This window comes from Streptomyces sp. NPDC044003 (assembly GCF_056435185.1).
On the sequence record NZ_JBWKFA010000015.1, the window covers coordinates 75,621 to 94,057 of the forward strand.

The 18,437-nt window shown below is 74.5% G+C and carries 15 protein-coding genes and 1 riboswitch; of the genes, 4 read left to right on the plus strand and 11 right to left on the minus strand.

Going from position 1 to position 18,437, the window contains the following annotated elements; genetic code table 11:
• Positions 1 to 18: 18 nt before the first annotated feature.
• Positions 19 to 579 carry a GNAT family N-acetyltransferase gene (locus tag AC07AW_RS37300; RefSeq protein ID WP_478819894.1) on the minus strand — a complete coding sequence of 187 codons (561 nt, stop codon included), beginning with the start codon at positions 577 to 579 and terminating at the stop codon, positions 19 to 21.
• Complete coding sequence (locus AC07AW_RS37305; RefSeq protein WP_478819895.1) at positions 576 to 2,657, minus strand: penicillin acylase family protein; 2,082 nt, start codon at positions 2,655 to 2,657, stop codon at positions 576 to 578. Before AC07AW_RS37305 ends, AC07AW_RS37300 begins: the two co-directional genes overlap by 4 nt.
• A gap of 375 nt (positions 2,658 to 3,032) precedes the next feature.
• Here AC07AW_RS37305 and AC07AW_RS37310 point away from each other — a divergent pair, with 375 nt between their 5' ends.
• Positions 3,033 to 4,019, plus strand: coding sequence for an SCO1860 family LAETG-anchored protein (locus AC07AW_RS37310; protein WP_478819896.1), 987 nt, complete (start codon positions 3,033 to 3,035; stop codon positions 4,017 to 4,019).
• 114 nt (positions 4,020 to 4,133) lie between these two features.
• Here the strand turns inward: AC07AW_RS37310 and cobC are convergent, their stop codons facing one another.
• Positions 4,134 to 5,783 carry an Rv2231c family pyridoxal phosphate-dependent protein CobC gene (gene cobC / locus AC07AW_RS37315; RefSeq protein WP_478819961.1) on the minus strand — a complete coding sequence of 550 codons (1,650 nt, stop codon included), beginning with the start codon at positions 5,781 to 5,783 and terminating at the stop codon, positions 4,134 to 4,136.
• 60 nt (positions 5,784 to 5,843) lie between these two features.
• Between cobC and AC07AW_RS37320 the strand changes: the two genes are divergently transcribed.
• The gene (locus tag AC07AW_RS37320) at positions 5,844 to 6,572 is read left to right on the plus strand and encodes a ZIP family metal transporter (protein ID WP_478819897.1); all 729 of its coding nucleotides are present in this window, start codon (positions 5,844 to 5,846) and stop codon (positions 6,570 to 6,572) included.
• 2 nt (positions 6,573 to 6,574) lie between these two features.
• Here the strand turns inward: AC07AW_RS37320 and AC07AW_RS37325 are convergent, their stop codons facing one another.
• The 7 genes from AC07AW_RS37325 to AC07AW_RS37355 form a co-directional block, all read right to left on the minus strand.
• Positions 6,575 to 8,002, minus strand: a complete 1,428-nt coding sequence (locus AC07AW_RS37325; protein ID WP_478819898.1) for a cobyrinate a,c-diamide synthase — start codon at positions 8,000 to 8,002, stop codon at positions 6,575 to 6,577.
• Entirely contained in the window at positions 7,996 to 8,604 is a 609-nt protein-coding gene (gene cobO, locus AC07AW_RS37330; RefSeq protein WP_384118311.1) for a cob(I)yrinic acid a,c-diamide adenosyltransferase, read from the minus strand. Before cobO ends, AC07AW_RS37325 begins: the two co-directional genes overlap by 7 nt.
• Positions 8,604 to 10,634, minus strand: coding sequence for a putative cobaltochelatase (locus tag AC07AW_RS37335; RefSeq protein ID WP_478819899.1), 2,031 nt, complete (start codon positions 10,632 to 10,634; stop codon positions 8,604 to 8,606). Before AC07AW_RS37335 ends, cobO begins: the two co-directional genes overlap by 1 nt.
• A gap of 49 nt (positions 10,635 to 10,683) precedes the next feature.
• Positions 10,684 to 12,192 (minus strand): cobyric acid synthase, encoded by a 1,509-nt coding sequence (locus AC07AW_RS37340; protein WP_478819900.1) that lies wholly within the window; start codon positions 12,190 to 12,192, stop codon positions 10,684 to 10,686.
• Positions 12,189 to 13,163, minus strand: coding sequence for a cobalamin biosynthesis protein (locus tag AC07AW_RS37345; protein WP_478819901.1), 975 nt, complete (start codon positions 13,161 to 13,163; stop codon positions 12,189 to 12,191). Before AC07AW_RS37345 ends, AC07AW_RS37340 begins: the two co-directional genes overlap by 4 nt.
• A 35-nt stretch (positions 13,164 to 13,198) precedes the next feature.
• A riboswitch (cobalamin riboswitch) is annotated at positions 13,199 to 13,338 on the minus strand.
• Between the two features lie 126 nt (positions 13,339 to 13,464).
• Positions 13,465 to 13,686: a hypothetical protein gene (locus AC07AW_RS37350; protein ID WP_478819902.1), complete on the minus strand. Its 222-nt coding sequence runs from the start codon at positions 13,684 to 13,686 to the stop codon at positions 13,465 to 13,467.
• A gap of 16 nt (positions 13,687 to 13,702) precedes the next feature.
• On the minus strand, positions 13,703 to 14,965 hold the full coding sequence (locus tag AC07AW_RS37355) for an inorganic phosphate transporter (protein WP_478819903.1): 1,263 nt from the start codon (positions 14,963 to 14,965) through the stop codon (positions 13,703 to 13,705).
• Between the two features lie 375 nt (positions 14,966 to 15,340).
• On the opposite strand from AC07AW_RS37355, the gene AC07AW_RS37360 reads away from it, so the two are divergent.
• Both AC07AW_RS37360 and AC07AW_RS37365 read left to right on the plus strand, forming a co-directional pair.
• On the plus strand, positions 15,341 to 16,468 hold the full coding sequence (locus AC07AW_RS37360; RefSeq protein ID WP_478819904.1) for an alpha/beta hydrolase: 1,128 nt from the start codon (positions 15,341 to 15,343) through the stop codon (positions 16,466 to 16,468).
• Positions 16,469 to 16,557: 89 nt separating this feature from the next.
• A complete protein-coding gene (locus AC07AW_RS37365) occupies positions 16,558 to 17,967 on the plus strand; it encodes a hypothetical protein (RefSeq protein ID WP_478819905.1) in 1,410 nt (469 codons plus the stop codon).
• A 42-nt stretch (positions 17,968 to 18,009) separates the two neighbouring features.
• On the opposite strand, the gene AC07AW_RS37370 is transcribed toward AC07AW_RS37365, so the two are convergent.
• Positions 18,010 to 18,411 carry a VOC family protein gene (locus AC07AW_RS37370; RefSeq protein WP_478819906.1) on the minus strand — a complete coding sequence of 134 codons (402 nt, stop codon included), beginning with the start codon at positions 18,409 to 18,411 and terminating at the stop codon, positions 18,010 to 18,012.
• Positions 18,412 to 18,437 lie beyond the last annotated feature (26 nt).

Below are 18,437 nucleotides of genomic sequence, written 5' to 3' on the forward strand. Positions count from 1 at the left end.
GGGCCGGGTCCCGGCCCGTCAGCGGCTCAGGAATCCGAGCCGGGCCCTCTTCTCCGGGATGAAGACCTCCGGCAGGTCGACCTCCGGCAGCAGGACCTCGGGGCCGAGTGCGAAACCGGCCCGTACGAGCCGGGCGATCGCCTTCTCGTTCGCGGCGTCCGGGTCGACGACGATCCGGGCGTGGTCCGTCAGCGCGAAGTCGACGAGCGCGACGAGCAGCCGGCCGGTGAAGCCCGGCTCCGGGGCGAGCCCCGGCGCGACGAGCAGGTGCACGCCGATGTCGCCCGGCCGCACCTCGTAGCACTCGCCGACCCGGTCGGCCTCGGGGTCGTACGTCTGGAAGAGGGCGACCGGCTCCCCGTCCCGGCGGACCAGGTAACCGTGGTGCGTGGTCAGCGAGTCGAGGTGCGCGTAGATCTCCCGGACCTGCTCGACGGTGGTCCCGCCCATGCCCCAGAAGCGGGCCCGCTCCTCGTTGACCCAGCCGTGCAGGAGCGGGGCGTCGCCGTCGGGGTCGACGGGCCGGACCGTGACGGTTCCGAAGCCCTCGACGGTCTGGACGTGTACGGCGGTGGTCATGTCCTGCTCCTTGGTTCCTCGGTGAGGTGCTGCCAGTCGGTGGTGACGGGGGCGAGCTCGCCCCGCAGCCACAGGGGGAGTTGGTCGTGGTGGTGCGGGTCGCCGGGCACTCCGGACGCGCCGAACGGCACGATCCAGCGGCTCCGCTCCCGGTCGGCGAGGTCCCAGACGTAGCGCGCGGCGGAGGCGCGGGCGCTGCGGTCGGTCCACCCGGGCACGCTGGACGTGGAGAGCACGCAGTCGTGGTCCCCGCCGAGCCCCGGCCACCGGTCGTCGTCCGGGTCGGGCAGCGCCTGCCAGGGCGCGAGCCGGTGGGTCACGCCCCAGGCGGCGGGAGGCTCGCCGGCGCCGGTCTCGTCGAGCGCCTCGCGCACGATCCGGTCGACGTCCCCGGCGGGCACGGGCCCGGCGACGAGCAGCGTCTCCAGGGCGAAGGCGACCCGCGGCCCGAGCGCGAGCCAGGGCCGGAAGAGCTCGGGGTACGGGGCGGGTTCGCGCAGCGCCGCGAAGGCCTCGTGGGCGGCGAGGCGGCGGACGACGGCCCCGCGCACGGCCGCGTAGAGACCGGCGTCGACGCTGTCGGCGTCCATCCGCCGGTCCCAGGCGAGCAGCCGCTCCCGGACGCCGGCGCCGGCGGGGGAGAGGCCCTCGCCCGCGCGGCGTACGGCTTCCAGGAGGCGGGCCGCCGAGGGGTTGTCGGTGTCCGAGTGGATCGCGGCCGTCGTCTCCGGGGTCCAGGCCGCCGAGGCGCCGAGCAGCGCGTCGATCCGGGCCGCCCGGTGCGGCGGGGCGAACTCGACGCCCAGGGGCGCGGCCAGGCCCCGGGCGTTGGCCATCACGGCGTGGCCGCGGACCTCGGCGCGGGGCAGCGGCGCCGGGGCGTCGGCCCAGGCGTGCGCCGGGTCCCAGGCAGGAACGATCCGCAGGGAGTTGGCCCGGTCCCGTACGGGGACGTGGCCGGCGACCCGGTGCAGCAGACCGCCTTCGGTGTCGGCGGCCTGGACGACGTTCACCGGCTCGACCCAGCCGTCGAGGGCCGCGTCCACGTCGGCGACGGTCCGGGCGCGCAGCAGCGCGGGCAGCACCCCGAAGCCGAGCTCCCCGGTGACCCGGGGCGGGTACCGCAGGGCGAGGGCCTCCCGGACCCCGGCCGCGCCCCCGTCCGTGTCGATGATCACCGGCCCCCGGGCCGTCTCGATCACCTCGATCTCCACCGGGTCCGCGCCCGCGACCTCGATCGTCTCCTGGTGCGCGGCCGCCGGGGTCCAGCCGTCCGGGCCGAGGGCCTCCACGGTGCCGTCGGGGAGCCGGCGGAGCCGTTCCCGGTAGAGGTCCTGGTAGTCCGCCATCGCGTTGGTGATCGCCCAGGCCACCGGCCCGGTATGGCCGAAGTGGGCGAGTCCGGGGACGCCGGGCACGGCGAGGCCCACCACGTCGTACGCGGGGCAGGCGAGCCGGATCTGCTGGTAGACGCCCGGTGCCTCGATGAACCGGTGCGGGTCGCCGGCCACCAGGGCCGCCCCGCTCGCGGTCCGTCCGCCGGCCACGACCCAGCCGTTGGAGCCGGCGGTGCCGGGTCCGTCGGTCGCGAAGAGCTCCGTCCACTCCTCGCCGAGGCGCCGGGCGACCTCGTCCCGCCACAGCTTGGTGGGGAAGCCGGCGAAGAGGATGTGGGTGGAGAGCCAGACGGCGAGCGGCGTCCAGGGCTCCCAGCGACCGGGCGCGAGGCCGGTCCCGGCGAACTCGGGTGCGCGGCCCGCGCCTTCGGCGAGACCGTCGTTGACCCCGTCCACGTACGCGCGTACCCACGCGGCCGTCGGCGCGTCGGTCTCCTGGAGCCGGTCGAAGCAGCGGCGGGCGGTGTCGGCGAGCCGGGCCCGGCGGGCGAAGGTGTCCCAGCCGAGCTCGGCGGCGCCGAGGAAGGCGGCGCTGGTGCCCTGTGCCCGGTGCCGTTCGACCTCCAGCTGCCAGGCGCGGTCGCGGGCGGTGACCCGCCCCTGGGCGAAGGCGAGTTCGTCCGGGTCCGCGGCGCGCAGATGGGGGACGCCCCAGGCGTCCCGGTAGACCTCGATGCTCACGGAGACCCCGATCCCGTCGTTCCGTTCCCGCCAGCTTCTTAGGTTAGGCTGGCCTAAATTAATCTACAGGAGTCCCGGAGAGGTCCTGTACGCCGGGTTGACGATCCGTGACCCGGGCGCCCCGCGGATCGTTCTCACCGATTCCGCGCAGACCGCCCCGTACGAAACACGCGGGGAATCCGGGAACGGTTGTGTCGAGAAAAATCGAAAATGAACACGGAAACCCCCCTTTGGAGTGAACTCACGCCAGGCGACTGTCGGTTCACTCTCCGTGCGTAAAGATTCCGGTGTCTCAAGTCGCCGAGGCCGTGCCGACCCACCGTCCCCGTGGTGAACGGCCGGCGACGCCATGTCTCTTGTGGGGGTTCCACCATCTTGAACAGCAACACCTTCCGCATGCCCGTACGCCGCTCCGCGGCAGCCGCGACCGTCGCCGCCCTGGCCGTCGGCCCCGTGCTCCTCGCGGCCCCGGCGGCGCACGCCACGGGCGGCGAAGGGCGCGCCACCGCCGTCGTGCTGAGGGCCGGCCTCGACGTCTCCCTCCTCGGCAAGACCGTGAACGTGCCGGTCCGGGCCTCCCTCAACGAGGTCAAGGCGCCCGAGAGCGAGAACGAGACCGCGCTCTCCGTGAAGGTGCAGGGAGCCGAGGGCGGGCAGCCGATCGACCTCCTCAAGGCCGACGTCGCCACCGCCGACGCGACCGTGGACGAGAAGAAGGCCGAGGGGTACGTCAACCTCGTCAAGGCCCGGGTCCACGTCCCCGGCATCCCGCTGCTCTCCCTCATCGAGGTCGAGAAGGTCACCTCCAAGGCGCTGTGCGAGGTGGGGAAGAAGCCGGTCGCCCAGTCCAACGTCCTCGGTCACGTGACCGTGTTCGGCAAGAAGACCACCCTGTCCGCGGCCGGCCGGACCCAGGTCGAGGTGCCGGGGGTCGGCGAGGTCACCCTGGACCTGTCCCGTACGTCCACGACCTCCCGCACCGCCGCGGCCACGGCCCTCGAACTCAAGGTGGAGGTCAACCCGCTGAAGCTCGGCGTCGCCGAGGTCAACGGAACCGTCACCCTCGCCGAGGCCACCTGCGAGACGCCCAAGGGCACGGCCCCGACCCAGAAGCCCACGGACAGGCCCACCGAGAAGCCCACGGAGAAGCCGACCGGGCAGCCCACGCAGCAGCCCTCGGTCAAGCCGAGCGACGCCGGCGGCATCAAGACCAACAACGGCGGCACCACGCCCACCGAGAACCTCGCCGAGACCGGCGGCAGCTCCACCACCCCGTACATCGCGGCCGGAGCGCTCGCCCTCCTGGTCGCCGGCGGCGGCGCCCTCGCCGTGACCCGCTCGCGCGCCCGCAACCGCGGCTGACGGCTCGAGGGGGAGGCGTCGGGGGGCGCCGGGAGGGAAACGAGGGTCCGGGGAGGGCGGTGGTGACGACACCGCCCTCCGCGGACCCTTCCGCGCATCTCTCCGGGCTGTGGCTCAGCCGCAGATCAGCAGCGCCTGGTCGAGCGCCTGCAGGAAACGGTTCGTCGTCGCCCGGTCCCGGACCGCGAGCCGCAGCCAGTTCCGGTCGAGCCCCGGGAACGTGTCGCCTCGGCGGGCCGCGAACCCCAGCCCCCGCAGCCGCTCCCGCACCACGTCCGCCCCGTCGATCCGCAGCAGTACGAAGGGGCCCTCCGCCCCCGCCACCGTCCGCACCTCGTCGAACTCCGCGAGCCCGGCGAGCAGATGGGCCCGCTCCACCCCGATCCGGTGCGCCGCGTGCTCCGCCTCCGCGAGCGCCGCCCGCGACATGCACGCCTCCGCCGCCACCAGGGCCGGCGTCGACACCGGCCACAGCGGCTGCGTCCGCTCCAGAGCCGCGATCGTCTCCGGCTCGGCCAGCACGTACCCGATCCGCAGCCCGGCGAGCCCCCAGGTCTTGGTGAGGCTCCGCAGCACCACGAGCCCCGGCACGTCCGTCCGCCCGGCCAGCGACTCCCGCTCACCCGGCACCGCGTCCATGAACGCCTCGTCCACCACCAGGATCCGCCCCGGCCTTGCGAGCGCGGCGATCGAGGCGGCCGGATGCAGCACGGAGGTCGGGTTCGTGGGGTTCCCGATCACCACCAGGTCCGCGTCCTCCGGAACCGCCGCCGGATCCAGCCGGAAGCCGTCCTCCTCGCGCAGCAGCACCCGGCCCACCTCGTGCCCGGCGTCCCGCAGCGCCGCCTCCGGCTCGGTGAACTGCGGATGCACCACCACCGGCCGCCGCACCGGCAGCGCCCGCGCGAGCAGCACGAACGCCTCCGCCGCACCTGCCGTGAGGAGCACCCGGTTCGACGGCAGGTCGTGCCGCTCGGCGACCGCCGCCCGCGCGGCCCGGCCGTCCGGATAGGCCGCCAGACCGGTCAGCGAGTCGGCGATCCGCTTCCGCAGCCAGTCCGGCGGGGTGTTCGTCCGGACGTTGACCGCCAGATCGATGAGTTTCTCGTCCCTGACCTCGTCGTCACCGTGGTGGCGCAGGTCGTGGGCGTCGGTATGCGTGTCCATGGCCGCCGTCGTGTGGGGGGTGGGGATGGTGGGGGGTGAGCCAGGCTCGCCAGCGATGTACCCGTGCGTCAAGGGCAACAACCGTGCGACGGACGTCACTTCGTTCGGACGAAACGGGAGAAAAGCGGCGATTGCGCAGGTCACGCGCCGGGATTTCCGCTTCGGCACGAGCAGCACGACCCCGGCCCGACCGCCGGCCCGACCGACGGCCCGACCGACGGGCGGCACGACGGACCCCGCCCGGGGATCCACCCCCATGCGCGTGCCGACGGCCGGTTCCGCACCCCCGCGCGTGCCCGCCTCCGTATCCGTGTCCGTACCCGCATCCGCCCCCGCCGCGAGCAGCGCCGCCGCCTCCGCCACGGACGCCGTGCCCGTCGCGGCCAGCGGCAGCGCCGAAGGATGCGGTACGGGTACGGCCGCCAGCTCCCCGGCCGTGAACCCGCGCACCGGCACCCCGAGCGCCGCGGCGGCCGCCACGATCCCCGGCTCCGCCGCCCGCGCGTCGAGCGTGGCGAGCGACCGCACCTCCGCGCGCGTCAGACCCGCCTCCCGCAGGACCGCGTCCACGAGCGCGAGGACCTCGCCCACCGGCACGCCCGACCGGGCCCCGACGCCGAGGTGCGCGGACGCCGTCCCATCGGATAGCAAAGGCCCATGGCTGTAGTCGTCGCGCTCGGCGCGTTCCTCATGACGCTCTTCGGCGGCTGGGTCGCCGGGCGCGTCACCGACCGCCGCCACCTCGTCCTCGGCCTCGCCGGCGGACTCATGCTCGGCGTCGTCGGACTCGACCTCCTGCCGGAGGCCCTGGAGGCCGCCGGGAAGAAGGTCTTCGGCGTCCCCGAGGCCCTGCTGCTCTTCGTCGGCGGCTTCCTCTTCGCCCACGTCGTCGAGCGGCTCCTCGCCGTCCGCCGTGCGGCGCACGGCGTCGACGCCGACGAGCGGGTCCCCCAGGTCGGTCTGACGGCCGCCGCGGCGATGATCCTCCACAGCCTCATGGACGGCATCGCGCTCGGCGCCGCCTTCCAGGTCGGCGGCGGCATGGGCGCCACCGTCGCCCTCGCCGTCATCGCCCACGACTTCGCCGACGGCTTCAACACGTACACGATCACGAGCCTCTACGGGAACGCCCGCCGCAGAGCCCTCACCATGCTCGTCGCGGCCGCCGTCGCCCCGGTCGCCGGAGCCGGACTCGCCACCCTGTTCACCCTTCCGGAGGAACTGCTCGGCTGCTATCTCGGCTTCTTCGGCGGCGTCCTGCTCTACCTCGCCGCCGCCGAGATCCTGCCGGAGGCCCACCACGAACACCCCGCCCGCTCCACCGTGCTGTGCACGGTGGCGGGCGTGGCCTTCATCTGGCTCGTGGTGGGCGTCTCCGGCGGCTGAACTCACGCGCAGTGCCCCACGAACCGCGCGGCGACCTCGGGCGAGCCCGCCCAGTGGGTGTGCACATAGCTGGCGTGCACCCCGCCCTGCACGAAGCCCTCCACGCGCCGCTCCGGCTGCCGCAGGCCCCAGGCCGCCAGCGGTCCGGCACCCGGCTCGATCACGGTGCGGTGGAACTCGTGGCCGCGCAGCCGCGCCCCGGCCGGCGCGAGGACGCTGTCGCTGACGGCGACGGCGTCCCGGTAGCCGAGCGTGAGCCGCTCCGACATCCGCGCGTTGGCGTCGAGCACGCCGCACATCGGGTGCCCGTCCAGAGACCGCGCCAGGTACAGCAGCCCGGCGCACTCGGCGGCGACCGGCGCGCCGGAGGCGGCGAGCTCGGCCACGGCCTTGCGGAGGGGTTCGTTGGCGGACAGGTGCTCGCCGTACATCTCGGGGAAGCCGCCGCCTATGACGAGCCCGCTCGTCCCCTCGGGGAGGGCTTCGTCCCGGAGCGGGTCGAAGGTGACGACCTCCGCTCCGGCGGCCTGGAGCAGCTCGGTGTGCTCGGCGTACGAGAACGTGAACGCCGCCCCGCCGGCGACGGCGATGACCGGCCTCCGGCCGGGCTTGTTCGCCGTCTGCGGCCCGGTGGTCGGGTTGTGCCCACCCTCCCCCGGACTCCGTCCGGGGGTGCCCCCCTCGCCCTGCGGAACGCCTGCCCACAACCCGGGCGGCTCCCAGGCCTCGGCGTCCAGCGAGGGCGCCGACCGGGCGAGCGCGAGCAGCGCCTCCATGTCGCACCCGGCCAGAACCTGCTCCGCCTGCGCGGCCACCGCCTCCACGGCCTGGGCCTGCCGCTCGGCGACCGGCACGAGCCCGAGGTGCCGCGACGGAGTGGCGACGGCAGGGGCCCGCCGCAGGACGCCGAGGACCGGCACGCCCGACTCCCCGAGCGCCTCCCGCAGCAGATGCTCGTGCCGGTCCGTCGCGACCTTGTTGAGGATCACGCCCCCGATCCGCACCTCCGGGTCCCAGGACGCGAAGCCGTGCACCAGCGCCGCCACCGACCGCGACTGCGAGGACGCGTCGACGACGAGCACCACCGGCGCCTTGAGCAGCTTCGCCACCTGCGCGGTGGACGCCAGCTCGCCCTGGTCGGCGGCCCCGTCGTACAGGCCCATGACCCCCTCGACCACGGCCAGGTCGCAGCCGCGCGACCCGTGCAGGAAGAGCGGCGCGATCAGCCCCGTACCGCACATGTACGCGTCGAGGTTGCGGCCCGGGCGGCCGGTCGCGAGCGCGTGGTAGCCCGGGTCGATGTAGTCGGGGCCGACCTTGTGCGGGGAGACGGCCAGACCACGGCCGGCGAACGCGGCCATCAGACCCGTCGCGACCGTGGTCTTGCCCGCGCCGGACGACGGCGCGGCGATGACGAGACGTGCTACCACTCGATGCCCCGCTGGCCCTTCTGACCGGCGTCCATCGGGTGCTTGACCTTGGACATGTCGGTGACGAGATCGGCGAAGTCGACGAGCTCCTGCGGCGCGTTGCGGCCGGTGATGACGACGTGCTGCTGCCCGGGACGGTCGCGCAGCACCTCGACGACCTCCTTGACGTCGATCCAGCCCCAGTGCAGCAGGTAGGCGAACTCGTCGAGGACGTAGAACTTGTACTTCTCCTCGGCGAGGTCCCGCTTGACCTGCTCCCAGCCCTCGCGGGCCTTCTCCTCGTGGGACTGCTCGCCCTCGGCGACCTCGCGCTGGATCCAGGACCAGCCCTCGCCCATCTTGTTCCAGGTGACCGTGCCGCCCTTGCCGGTCTCGCCGAGCGCCTTGAGGGCGTTCTCCTCGCCGACCTTCCACTTGGCGGACTTGACGAACTGGAACACCCCGATCGGCCAGCCCTGGTTCCAGGCGCGCAGCGCCATGCCGAAGGCGGCGGTCGACTTCCCCTTGCCGACGCCGGTGTGCACCATCACCAGTGCCCGGTTGCGGCGCTGACGGGTGGTGAGACCGTCGTCGGGCACGACGGTCGGCTGTCCCTGCGGCATTAAGCGGCCCTCCATGCTGTCTGCGTTGTCTGTCCTGCTGCCTGTACGTCTCGGACGAGGCCGGCGATCGAGTCGGCGCGCAGCTCGTCCAAGGTGACGGCGGTGCCGCCGAGTTCACGCGCCAGGGTCCCCGCGAGCCCGAGGCGCACCGGGCCGGTCTCGCAGTCCACGACCACCGAGGCCGTGCCGTCGGCGGCGTGCAGCCGCGCCGCGCGGGCCGCGAGCGCCACCGGGTCGGCCCCGCCGCCGGTCGCCCGCCCGTCGGTCACGACGACGAGCAGCGGGCGGCGCGAGGGGTCCCGCAGCCGTTCGACCCGCAGCACGTCATGGGCCTTGAGCAGCCCGGCGGAGAGCGGCGTACGGCCTCCGGTCGGCAGCTTCTCCAGGCGGGCGGCGGCCGCGTCCACGGAGGAGGTCGGCGGCAGCGCGACCTCGGCGTCCCGCCCCCGGAAGGTGACGAGACCGACCTTGTCGCGCCGCTGGTAGGCGTCGAGCAGCAGCGAGAGCACCGCGCCCTTCACGGCGCTCATCCGCTGCCGCGCCGCCATGGAACCGGAGGCGTCCACGGCGAAGAGCACCAGGTTCCCCTCCCGGCCCTCCCGGGTCGCCTGCCGCAGGTCGTCGCGGCGGACCACCAGACCGGGCCCGGACCGGCCGCGCGCCCGCTGGTGCGGGGCGGCGGCCTGGACGGTCGCGGCCAGGTGCAGCTTGGTCAGCGCGCCCCGGGGCCGGGTGGAGCCGGTGGTACGGCCGTGCTCGGTGCGGGCCCGGGAACGGCGCCCGGCCGCGCCCTCGCCGAGACCGGGAACGCTCAGCACCTTCGTACGGAAGGGCTCGCCGGCCTTGACGGCGGCGCGCTCGCCGGCGCCGGAGCCCTGCGGGGCGGGCGCGCTCTCCGGTGCCTCGGCGGAATCGGGCGCAGGACCCTCGGGCCCCTCACCCTGCGGCGGGACACCCCCACCCCCGCCGGGACCGCCGTCACCGGGCCCGTCCGGCTCGGGATCGTCGTCCGGCGCGTCCCCCTTGAACTGCTCCAGGGTCTCGTCGAGCTTGTCCTCGTCGAGGCCGGGCGCGTCGAAGGGCGAGCGGCGCCGGCGGTGGGGGAGGGCCAGGAGCGCGGCCTGCCGCACGTCCTCCGAGGTGACCTCGGTCCGTCCGGCCCAGGCGGCGAGGGCGGTCGCGGTGCGGGCCATCACGATGTCGGCGCGCATGCCGTCCACCTCGAAGGCGGCGCAGGTTGCGGCGATCTGGAGCAGCACGGCGTCGCCGAGGGCGACCTGCGGCAGCAACGCCCGGGCGGCGACGATCCGTTCCCGCAGGGCGGCTTCCTCGCCGGCCCAGCGGGCGGCGAAGGCGACCGGGTCGTCCTCGAACGCGAGCCGCCGCCGGACGACCTCGACCCGCTGCTCCGGGTCCCGCGAGGCGGCGACCTCCACGGTGAGACCGAAGCGGTCGAGCAACTGCGGCCGCAGCTCGCCCTCTTCGGGGTTCATGGTCCCGACGAGCAGGAAGCGGGCGGCGTGCCGTACGGAGACGCCTTCGCGTTCGACGTGGGAGGCGCCCATGGCGGCGGCGTCGAGGAGGTGGTCGATGAGGTGGTCCGAGAGGAGATTGACCTCGTCGACGTAGAGGATCCCGCGGTGCGCGGCGGCGAGGAGGCCCGGCTCGAAGGCCTTCACGCCCTCGGCGAGGGCCTTCTCGATGTCGAGCGAGCCGACGAGCCGGTCCTCGGAGGCGCCGACGGGCAGCTCGACCATCCGGGCGGCCCGTGCGGTGCCGGGTGCGTCGTCGTGCGGCCCGTCCGGGCAGCCCGGGTCGGGGGAGGCCGGGTCACAGCTGAACCGGCAGCCCGCGACGACGGCCACGGGAGGCAGCAGCTCGGCGAGGGCGCGGACCGCGGTGGACTTCGCCGTGCCCTTCTCGCCGCGCACGAGCACCCCGCCCACGGCCGGGCTGACGGCGTTCAGCAGCAGCGCGAGCCGCAGGTCGTCCATGCCGACGACGGCGGTGAACGGATAGCGGGTGCTCATCGGGGGTTCGCTCCTTCGGTGCGTACGGATGTCTGGACCGGGCGGGCGCTCACGGTGCCCCCGGCGGTACGAACGGCAGCCCCTTCGGGGCTCCCTCCTCGATCAGCCGCAGCAGCGCGTCCGTGTCGGCGTGCTCCTCGATCAGGTCGCCGAGGCGGTCGAGCTGCTCCTCGCGCAGCGCGCCGAAGCTCGTGTCCGGGGCCGGCACGAACCGCCGACCCGCCGCCGCCGCGACCTCGCGGAGGAACGCCCGGCGGAAGCCGTCGCTCTCCAGCGAGCCGTGCCAGTGAGTGCCCCACACGGAGCCGACCCGGCACCCGTCCAGGAACGGTTCCCCGCCGTCCACGGTGGCGACGCCGTGGTGGATCTCGTACCCCTCGACCCGTTCGCCGAGCGCCTCGCCGACCGGCCGGTCGAGGGTCTTCTCGACCCCGAACCGCACCCGTACGGGCAGCAGTCCGAGTCCGTCGACGAGACCCGCCTTCGACTCGACCTCGTCCTCGATGCGCTCGGCCAGGGCCTGGAAGCCGCCGCAGATGCCGAGCACCGGCCGGCCCTCGGCCGCGCGCCGGACGAGGGCGTCGGCGAGGCCCCGCTCCCGCAGCCAGGCGAGGGCCTTGACCGTGCCCCGGGTGCCCGGCACGACGACGAGGTCGGCGTCGACGAGCTCCTCGGGCCGGTCCACGAACCGGACGACGACACCCGGTTCGGCGGCGAGCGCGTCGACGTCCGTGAAGTTGGACATCAGCGGCACCGCGCAGACGGCGACCCGCAGCACGTCCGCGCCGACGGGCGGCGCGACGACCGACTCGCGGACGGTGCCCCGCAGGGAGACCCGCAGGCCGTCCTCCTCGTCGATGCCGAGGCCGTGCGCGTACGGCAGGACACCGAACGTCCGGCGCCCGGTGAGCCCGTGCAGCATGTCCAGGCCCGGCTCCAGGAGGGTCACGTCACCCCGGAACTTGTTGACCAGGTAGCCCGCGATCAGCGACTGGTCCTCGGGCGCGAGCAGCGCCGTCGTCCCGAAGAACTGGGCGAAGACCCCGCCCCGGTCGATGTCCCCGACGACGACCACGGGCAGCTGCGCGGCGCGCGCGATGCCCATGTTCACGATGTCCGTGCGCCGCAGGTTGATCTCGGCCGGACTCCCCGCCCCTTCGCAGATCACGGCGTCATACGTGCCCCGCAGCTCCTCCAGGCACGCCATGACCGGCTCGAAGAGCGTCTGCTGGCGGCCTCCGTGGTAGCCGCGGGCGCTCATCTCGCCGACCGGCCTGCCCATGAGGACGACCTGGCTGGAGCGGTCGCTGCCGGGCTTGAGCAGCACCGGGTTCATGAGGGCGGTCGGCTCCACCCGCGCGGCCTGCGCCTGCATGGCCTGCGCGCGGCCGATCTCGGCGCCCTCCCGGGTGACGAAGGAGTTGAGGGACATGTTCTGTCCCTTGAACGGCGCCACCTTGACGCCCTGCCGGACCAGCCAGCGGCAGATGCCGGCCGTGACGACGCTCTTGCCCGCGTCGGACGTGGTCCCGGCGACGAGCAGCCCCCCACCCCTCATGCGTTCCTCCGCTTCAGCGCGCTCGCGATCATGCGGCCGCCGACGCAGGCGGCCAGGGTCAGTCCGGTGATCCGGCGGGAGAGCCGGACCGCGCGGTCGATGTCGGCGACCTCGACGGGCCGCCCCTCCTCGTTGAGGACGGGCCGGTGCTCGACCCGCCCGGCGTACGAGAGGGTGCCCCCGAGCCGTACGCCGAGGGCGCCCGCGAAGGAGGCCTCGACCGGTCCCGCGTTGGGGCTCGGGTGCTTCGCGGCGTCCGCCCGCCAGGCTCGTACGGCGCCGCGCGGGTTCCCGCCGGCGACGGTCGCGAGCACGGCGGTCAGCCGGGCGCCGGGCCGGCCGGCCACGTCGTCGAGGCGGGCCGAGGCCCAGCCGAAGCGGCGGTACCGGGGCGACTTGTGGCCGACCATCGCGTCGAGGGTGTTCACCGCGCGGAAGCCGACCAGGCCCGGCACGCCCGCGACCGCTCCCCAGAAGAGGGCGCCCACGACCGCGTCGGAGGTGTTCTCGGCGACGGACTCGACGACCGCGCGGGCCATCGCGGGACCGTCGAGGGACTGCGGGTCGCGCCCGCACAGGTGAGGCAGCCGTTCCCGGGCGACCTCCAGGTCCCCCGCGGCGAGGGCGCCGCCGATCGCGCGGGCCTCGCGTCCCAGGGTCGTACCGCCGACGACGGCCCAGACCGAGGCGGCGGTGAGGGCGACGGAGGCGGCGCGGCTGCCCCGTACCGTACGGGCGGCGAGGGCGCTGGCCGCGACGGTGGCGCCGGCGCAGACGGCGGTGTGCAGGGCGCCCCAGCCGCGGTGGTCGTGCCAGAGGGCCTTCTCGACCCTGCCCGCGGCCCGGCCGAAGGCGGCGACGGGGTGTCCGCGGCGGGGATCGCCGACGAGCAGGTCGACGGCGAGTCCGGCCGCCGCGCCGTACGCGAAGACACCGGTGGCTCTGGAGAAGGTGGGGCTGCGGCCGGGCATGGCGATGTGTCCTCACTCAGGGTCCGCGCCCTGGATCGACGTGACCGGCGGCGAGAGTTCCTGACTCCCGGACCCCTCGGATCCGGTCACAGTGGCGGGACCGCGCCGGAATCGCACCGGACTTCCTCTACTGCCGCCGTAATGGCCTCGGCAGTCCACCACGGCCCGAGAACAGCCGTCAACTCACCCTTGACCTGCACCGCGTCACTGTGCGAAGCACCACAAACACGGCAGCGGAAACAAGCGGCCGGGCGGCCCGCACCCGAAGGTGCGGACCGCCCGGCCGGTCATGCTCGATACGTCAGGCGACGATCAGGTAGATGCCGTACGCCACGGCCGCCATGCACAGGGCGAAGCAGGCGTAGGCGCCGGTGCGGGCCAGGGCGGCGGAGCCTCCCTGGGCGGCGGCCTGCTCCTGCTTGGAGAGGCCGATGACACCGAGGGTGAAGAGGCCCACGAGGGCGACGGTCGCCACGAGGCTGACTCCGAAGACGGAGCCGAGGGCTGCCCAGTCGATCTTCATGCTTGGTTCCAGTTCCTTAGACCGCGGCGGTGGCCGGGGGAGCGGCCGGGTCCGTGGGGACCGGCGCGGGGATGGTGGTCTTCAGGTCCTCGTCCGCGACGGCGGCGACGGTACCGGCCGGCGGCGGGGTGACGGCCGCGATCGCGGTGGTCACGACGCCCTCGGGCTCGGCGTCGGTGTCGACCTCGTTGACGTTGGTGTGGTCGACCGGCTGGCGGCGGGAGACGAGCCAGATGCCGAGGCAGGAGGCGGCGAGGAAGGCCGCGACGACGTAGACGCCCCAGTTGCCCTGACGGGCGACGTACTCGGCACCGGCGGCGACCAGGCCGGCGGCCGGCAGGGTCAGGCCCCAGGCGACGAACATCCGGGTGGCGGTCGACCAGCGGACGACACCGCCCTTGCGGCCCAGACCCGCACCCATGACGGCGCCGGAGACGGAGTGCGTGGTGGAGAGGGAGAAGCCCAGGTGGGAGGAGGCCAGGATGACGGTGGCCGCGCTGGTCTGGGCGGCGAAGCCCTGCTGCGGCTGGAGGTCGGTGAGGCCCTTGCCCATGGTGCGGATGATGCGCCAGCCGCCGAGGGCCGTGCCGAGCGCGATCGCCGTACCGGCGGAGACGATGACCCAGACCGGCGGGTTGGCGCCGGAGGGCAGGGAGCCGCCGGCGACCAGGGCGAGGGTGATGATGCCCATCGTCTTCTGGGCGTCGTTGGTGCCGTGGGCGAGGGAGACGAGACCGGCGGAGGCGATCTGGCCGACGCGGTAGCCCTTGGCCGTGTCCTTCTCGGAGGTCTTGGCGCCGATCCTGTACGTCAGCTTCGTGGCCAGCATCGCGGCGATGCCGGCGACGATCGGCGCGGCGACGGCCGGGATGAGGACCTTGCTGACGACGACCTCGCCGTTGACGCCGCTGACGCCGATCGAGGCGACGGTCGCGCCGATGAGGCCGCCCATGAGGGCGTGGGAGGAGCTGGAGGGCAGTCCGACCAGCCAGGTCACCAGATTCCAGAGGATCGCGCCGACGAGCGCGGCGAGGATCACTTCGGGCTGGATGCCGTCCTCGTTGACCAGTCCTTTGGAGATCGTCTTGGCGACCTCCACGGACAGGAACGCGCCGACGAGGTTCAGTACGGCGGACATGACCACCGCCGTCTTCGGCTTGAGGGCACCGGTCGAGATGGTCGTGGCCATCGCGTTGGCGGTGTCGTGGAAACCGTTCGTGAAATCGAACACGAGAGCTGTCACGACCACAATGGCGAGCAGCAGCGTGATGTGTTCCATTTACCCAGGCAATCGTTCGACGTCAGTGTTTCGTTGAACGTAGGCAACCTGAGTGAACGGAAGATGAACTGGGGCGGGCGACGTGGTGTCCCTAACCGGTGTCAAGAGATTCCGCTTCTCGCCCCGGGGGGCCCGGTGTCCACGATGCGGTCACCCCGGAACCACGGGCATCCCAGTCCTCCCGGGGCACATACGACCTGTCCCACTTCCTCCCCCGGCATCCCGTTCCGCTCCCTGGACAGGACCATCCGACCGGGGGACCCCGCGGACGAGACCCATGTCACTCCCGGGAGCGACCCTTCCGGTTCGCCGAGGACGGGGTCCGTCCGGCCCCGTCCGGTGGCAGCTCCACCCCGTCCTGCCGAGACTGGGAGCGTGCGCCCGGCTACAGCGACGGCAGCGGCCGTCACCACCCTGATCGGTGTCGGCGCGGCCGTGATCGCGGCCGGCCGGTACGCCAGCGACGTCGCCCTCAAGGCGCCGTCCGAACGACCACTGCCCGGAGACCCCCGGCTCACCGTGCACGCCACGGGACCCGAGCGGATCACCCTCACCCGCAGCCTCGCCTCACTGCGCCCCGGCACCTACGGGATGGAGGCCCCCGGACTGCACGCCGTCCTCGGCCCCGTCCTCGACCGGGTCCCGCACACCGCCGACACCGTCGTCCGCCGCCTGGAGCGGGTCGAGCTCGGCGTCCTCGGGCCCGGCGCCCGCGTCCGGCTCACCCCCCAGCTGCACCGGGGCACCCCCATCAGCGCCCTCGGGCTCGCCCACGAGGACGTCGAGATCCCCGGCGAACTCGGCCCGCTGCCCGCCTGGCTCGTGGCCGGCCCCCGCACCACCTGGGTGATCGCCCTGCACGGCCTCGGCACCACCCGCGAGCACCCGCTGAACCTCGTCCCCTTCTTCCACCACCGCAAGATCCCCGTCCTCGTCCCCGCCTACCGCGGCGACGAAGGAGCCCCCGCCTCCCCGGACGGCCTGGCCCACCTCGGCGACTCCGAGTGGCGGGACGTCGACGCCGCCATCCGCTACGCCGTCCGCCGGGGCGCCCGGAAGGTCGTCCTGCACGGCTGGGGGACCGGCGCCTCGATGGCCCTGCGCGCCGCCGCCGAATCGGGCGTGCGCGACCGGATCGCCGGCCTCGTCCTCGACTCCCCGGTCCTCGACTGGGCGGCCACCCTCCGCAACCTCGCGGCGGCCCACCACGTCCCCGGCCCCCTGCTGCCGCTCGCCGTCCGCGCCGCCCAGGGCAGGACCAGCCCGCGCGAGGACCTCCTCCAGGAGGCCTCCGAGCCGGACGCCCTGCGCGTCCCCGTCCTCCTCTTCCACGGCCCCGACGACACGATCGCCCCCTGGGAACCCTCCGTCGAGCTCGCCGCCCGCCGCCCCGACCGGGTCAGCCTGCAGACCGTGCGGCAGGCCCCGCACGCCGCGATGTGGAACGCCGACCCCGTCCGCTACGAGGAGTCACTGCGCCGCTTCCTCACCCCGCTGTTCTGACGGCGCCTCCACGGCCGCTCCGAGGCCCGATCCGACGGGGCGTCCGATTCCGATTGGGCTTTCGGGCCGTCAGCGGGAAGACTGCCCCCGTGACGTCTCGAAAGCCCGATGAACCATTGGCGCGCAACTCCAGACTCCGACTCGTCCGCCCGCGGGCGCTGGCCACCGCCCGACGGGCCGTGACGACCCGGCGCACCCGGCCGGCGCCGCGGCCGCCCGAGGGCACTCCGCCCCGCGCGGAGCTCGCCCGCCAGGCCCGGCACGTCCTCGCCGACGCCGTACGGATCGCCCGCTGGGCCGCCGTCGAGCACGGCGCCGACACGGCACCCCGCACCGGCCCCGGAGCCGGCCCCACCCAGGAACGGGCCGCGGCCGCCCTGGACCTGACGCCCGGCCAGATCCGGGCCGGCTGGGACCGCGCCCGGCTCGCCGGGCTCGTCGAGCTGCACGGCGACACCGCACGCCCCGGCTGGCGGCTGCACGCCTGGGACCGCGACGACTCGGCCGTCCTGCGCGGCTGGGTCGCCCTCTTCGACGCCTGGTCCCTGGTGCACCCCGCTCCGGAAGGGGTCGCGCCGAGCGCCGTCGCCGAGGTCGTCGAGGCCGTCCCGCAGGTGCTCTCGCTGCTCCAGCTCTCCCAGGGCCCGGTCCTCGTCCCCGCCCTCCTCGACCTCCTCGGCCAGCGCGTCGAGGAGCTCCGCGAGGAGCGCTGCGAGGTCCCCGCGGCCGAGCCGGCGCCCGAGGCCGCGGACACCCCAGCCCTGGACGGGCTGCCCGCCCTCCTCGACTGGGCCCTGGAGGGCCTGGCCGCCGTCGGCGCGCTCACCCTGGACCCCGGCGCCGACGAGCGCCACGCCACCCTGACCCCGCTCGGCAACTGGGCGGTCTGGGTCAAGCTGGAGCAGATCTGCGTCGCCGCGCAGAGCCCCGCGGGCAACATCGAGCAGTCCGCCGAGGACATGCTCCGCGGCTGCGCCCGGCTCACCCCGGGGCCGGCCCGCGACGAGTACCGCGCCTGGCTCGCCGCCCGCACCCTGTCCAGCGCCGTGAGCGAACTCCTCGCCGTCGCCCGCGGCGAGGACGCCCTCCTGCGCGGGCTCGCCTTCGAGGCGCTCCGCGTCGTCGGCGCGCCCGCCGAGGCCGAGGTGCGGGCCACCGTCGCCGAGCCCTCGCTGCGGCCGTACGCGCTGCTCTGGCTCGCCGAGTACGAGGGGGCCGACCCCGACGACGCCCAGGAGGTGCTGACCCGCGAGGAGTCCACCTGGCTCTGGGTCGACACCGCCGCCGCCGTCGCCGACCACGGCGAGAGCGAGCTGCTGGTCCGCCACCTCGACTCGGCCGTGCAGGGCACCGTCCCGGCGCTGCTCGACGAGGTCCGCGCCGTCGGCCACCCCCGTACGGTCCAGGTCCTGGTCGCCCTGGCCGCGGCCCACCCGGACCCGGCCCTGGCCAAGGCGGTCCGCCGGGCCGCCTTCCAGGTCCACACCGGCGGGGCCTGAGCCGCCGGACCGGTCCTGACCGGCGGCACCCGAGCCCGAGAACTACCCGGCGGCGCCGGGGGCGTACGTGCCGAAGCTCCATACGTTGCCCTCGGCGTCCCGGGCCGTGTAGTCCCGGGAGCCGTACTCCTGGTCCGTCGGCGGCATCACGATCTCGATGCCGTACGCCACCGCCCGGGCGTGGTGCTCGTCGACGTCGTCCACGCGCACGTACACCGCGGTCGGTCCGCCGTCGGCCATCAGCTTGTCGAAGGCGCTGCCGCTGCCCTTGCTGCCCAGCATCACCATGCCGTTCCCGCAGGTGAGCTCGGCGTGCATCACACGGCCGTCCTCGCCCTCGTACACGGCGTGCTCGCCGAAGCCGAAGCCCTCCGTGAGCTGCTTGATCGCGGCCTTCGCGTCCGCGTACCGCAGCGCCGGACAGATGTCGGGTGTCTCAGCCATCCCGTCACTTCCTCTCGATGTGACCC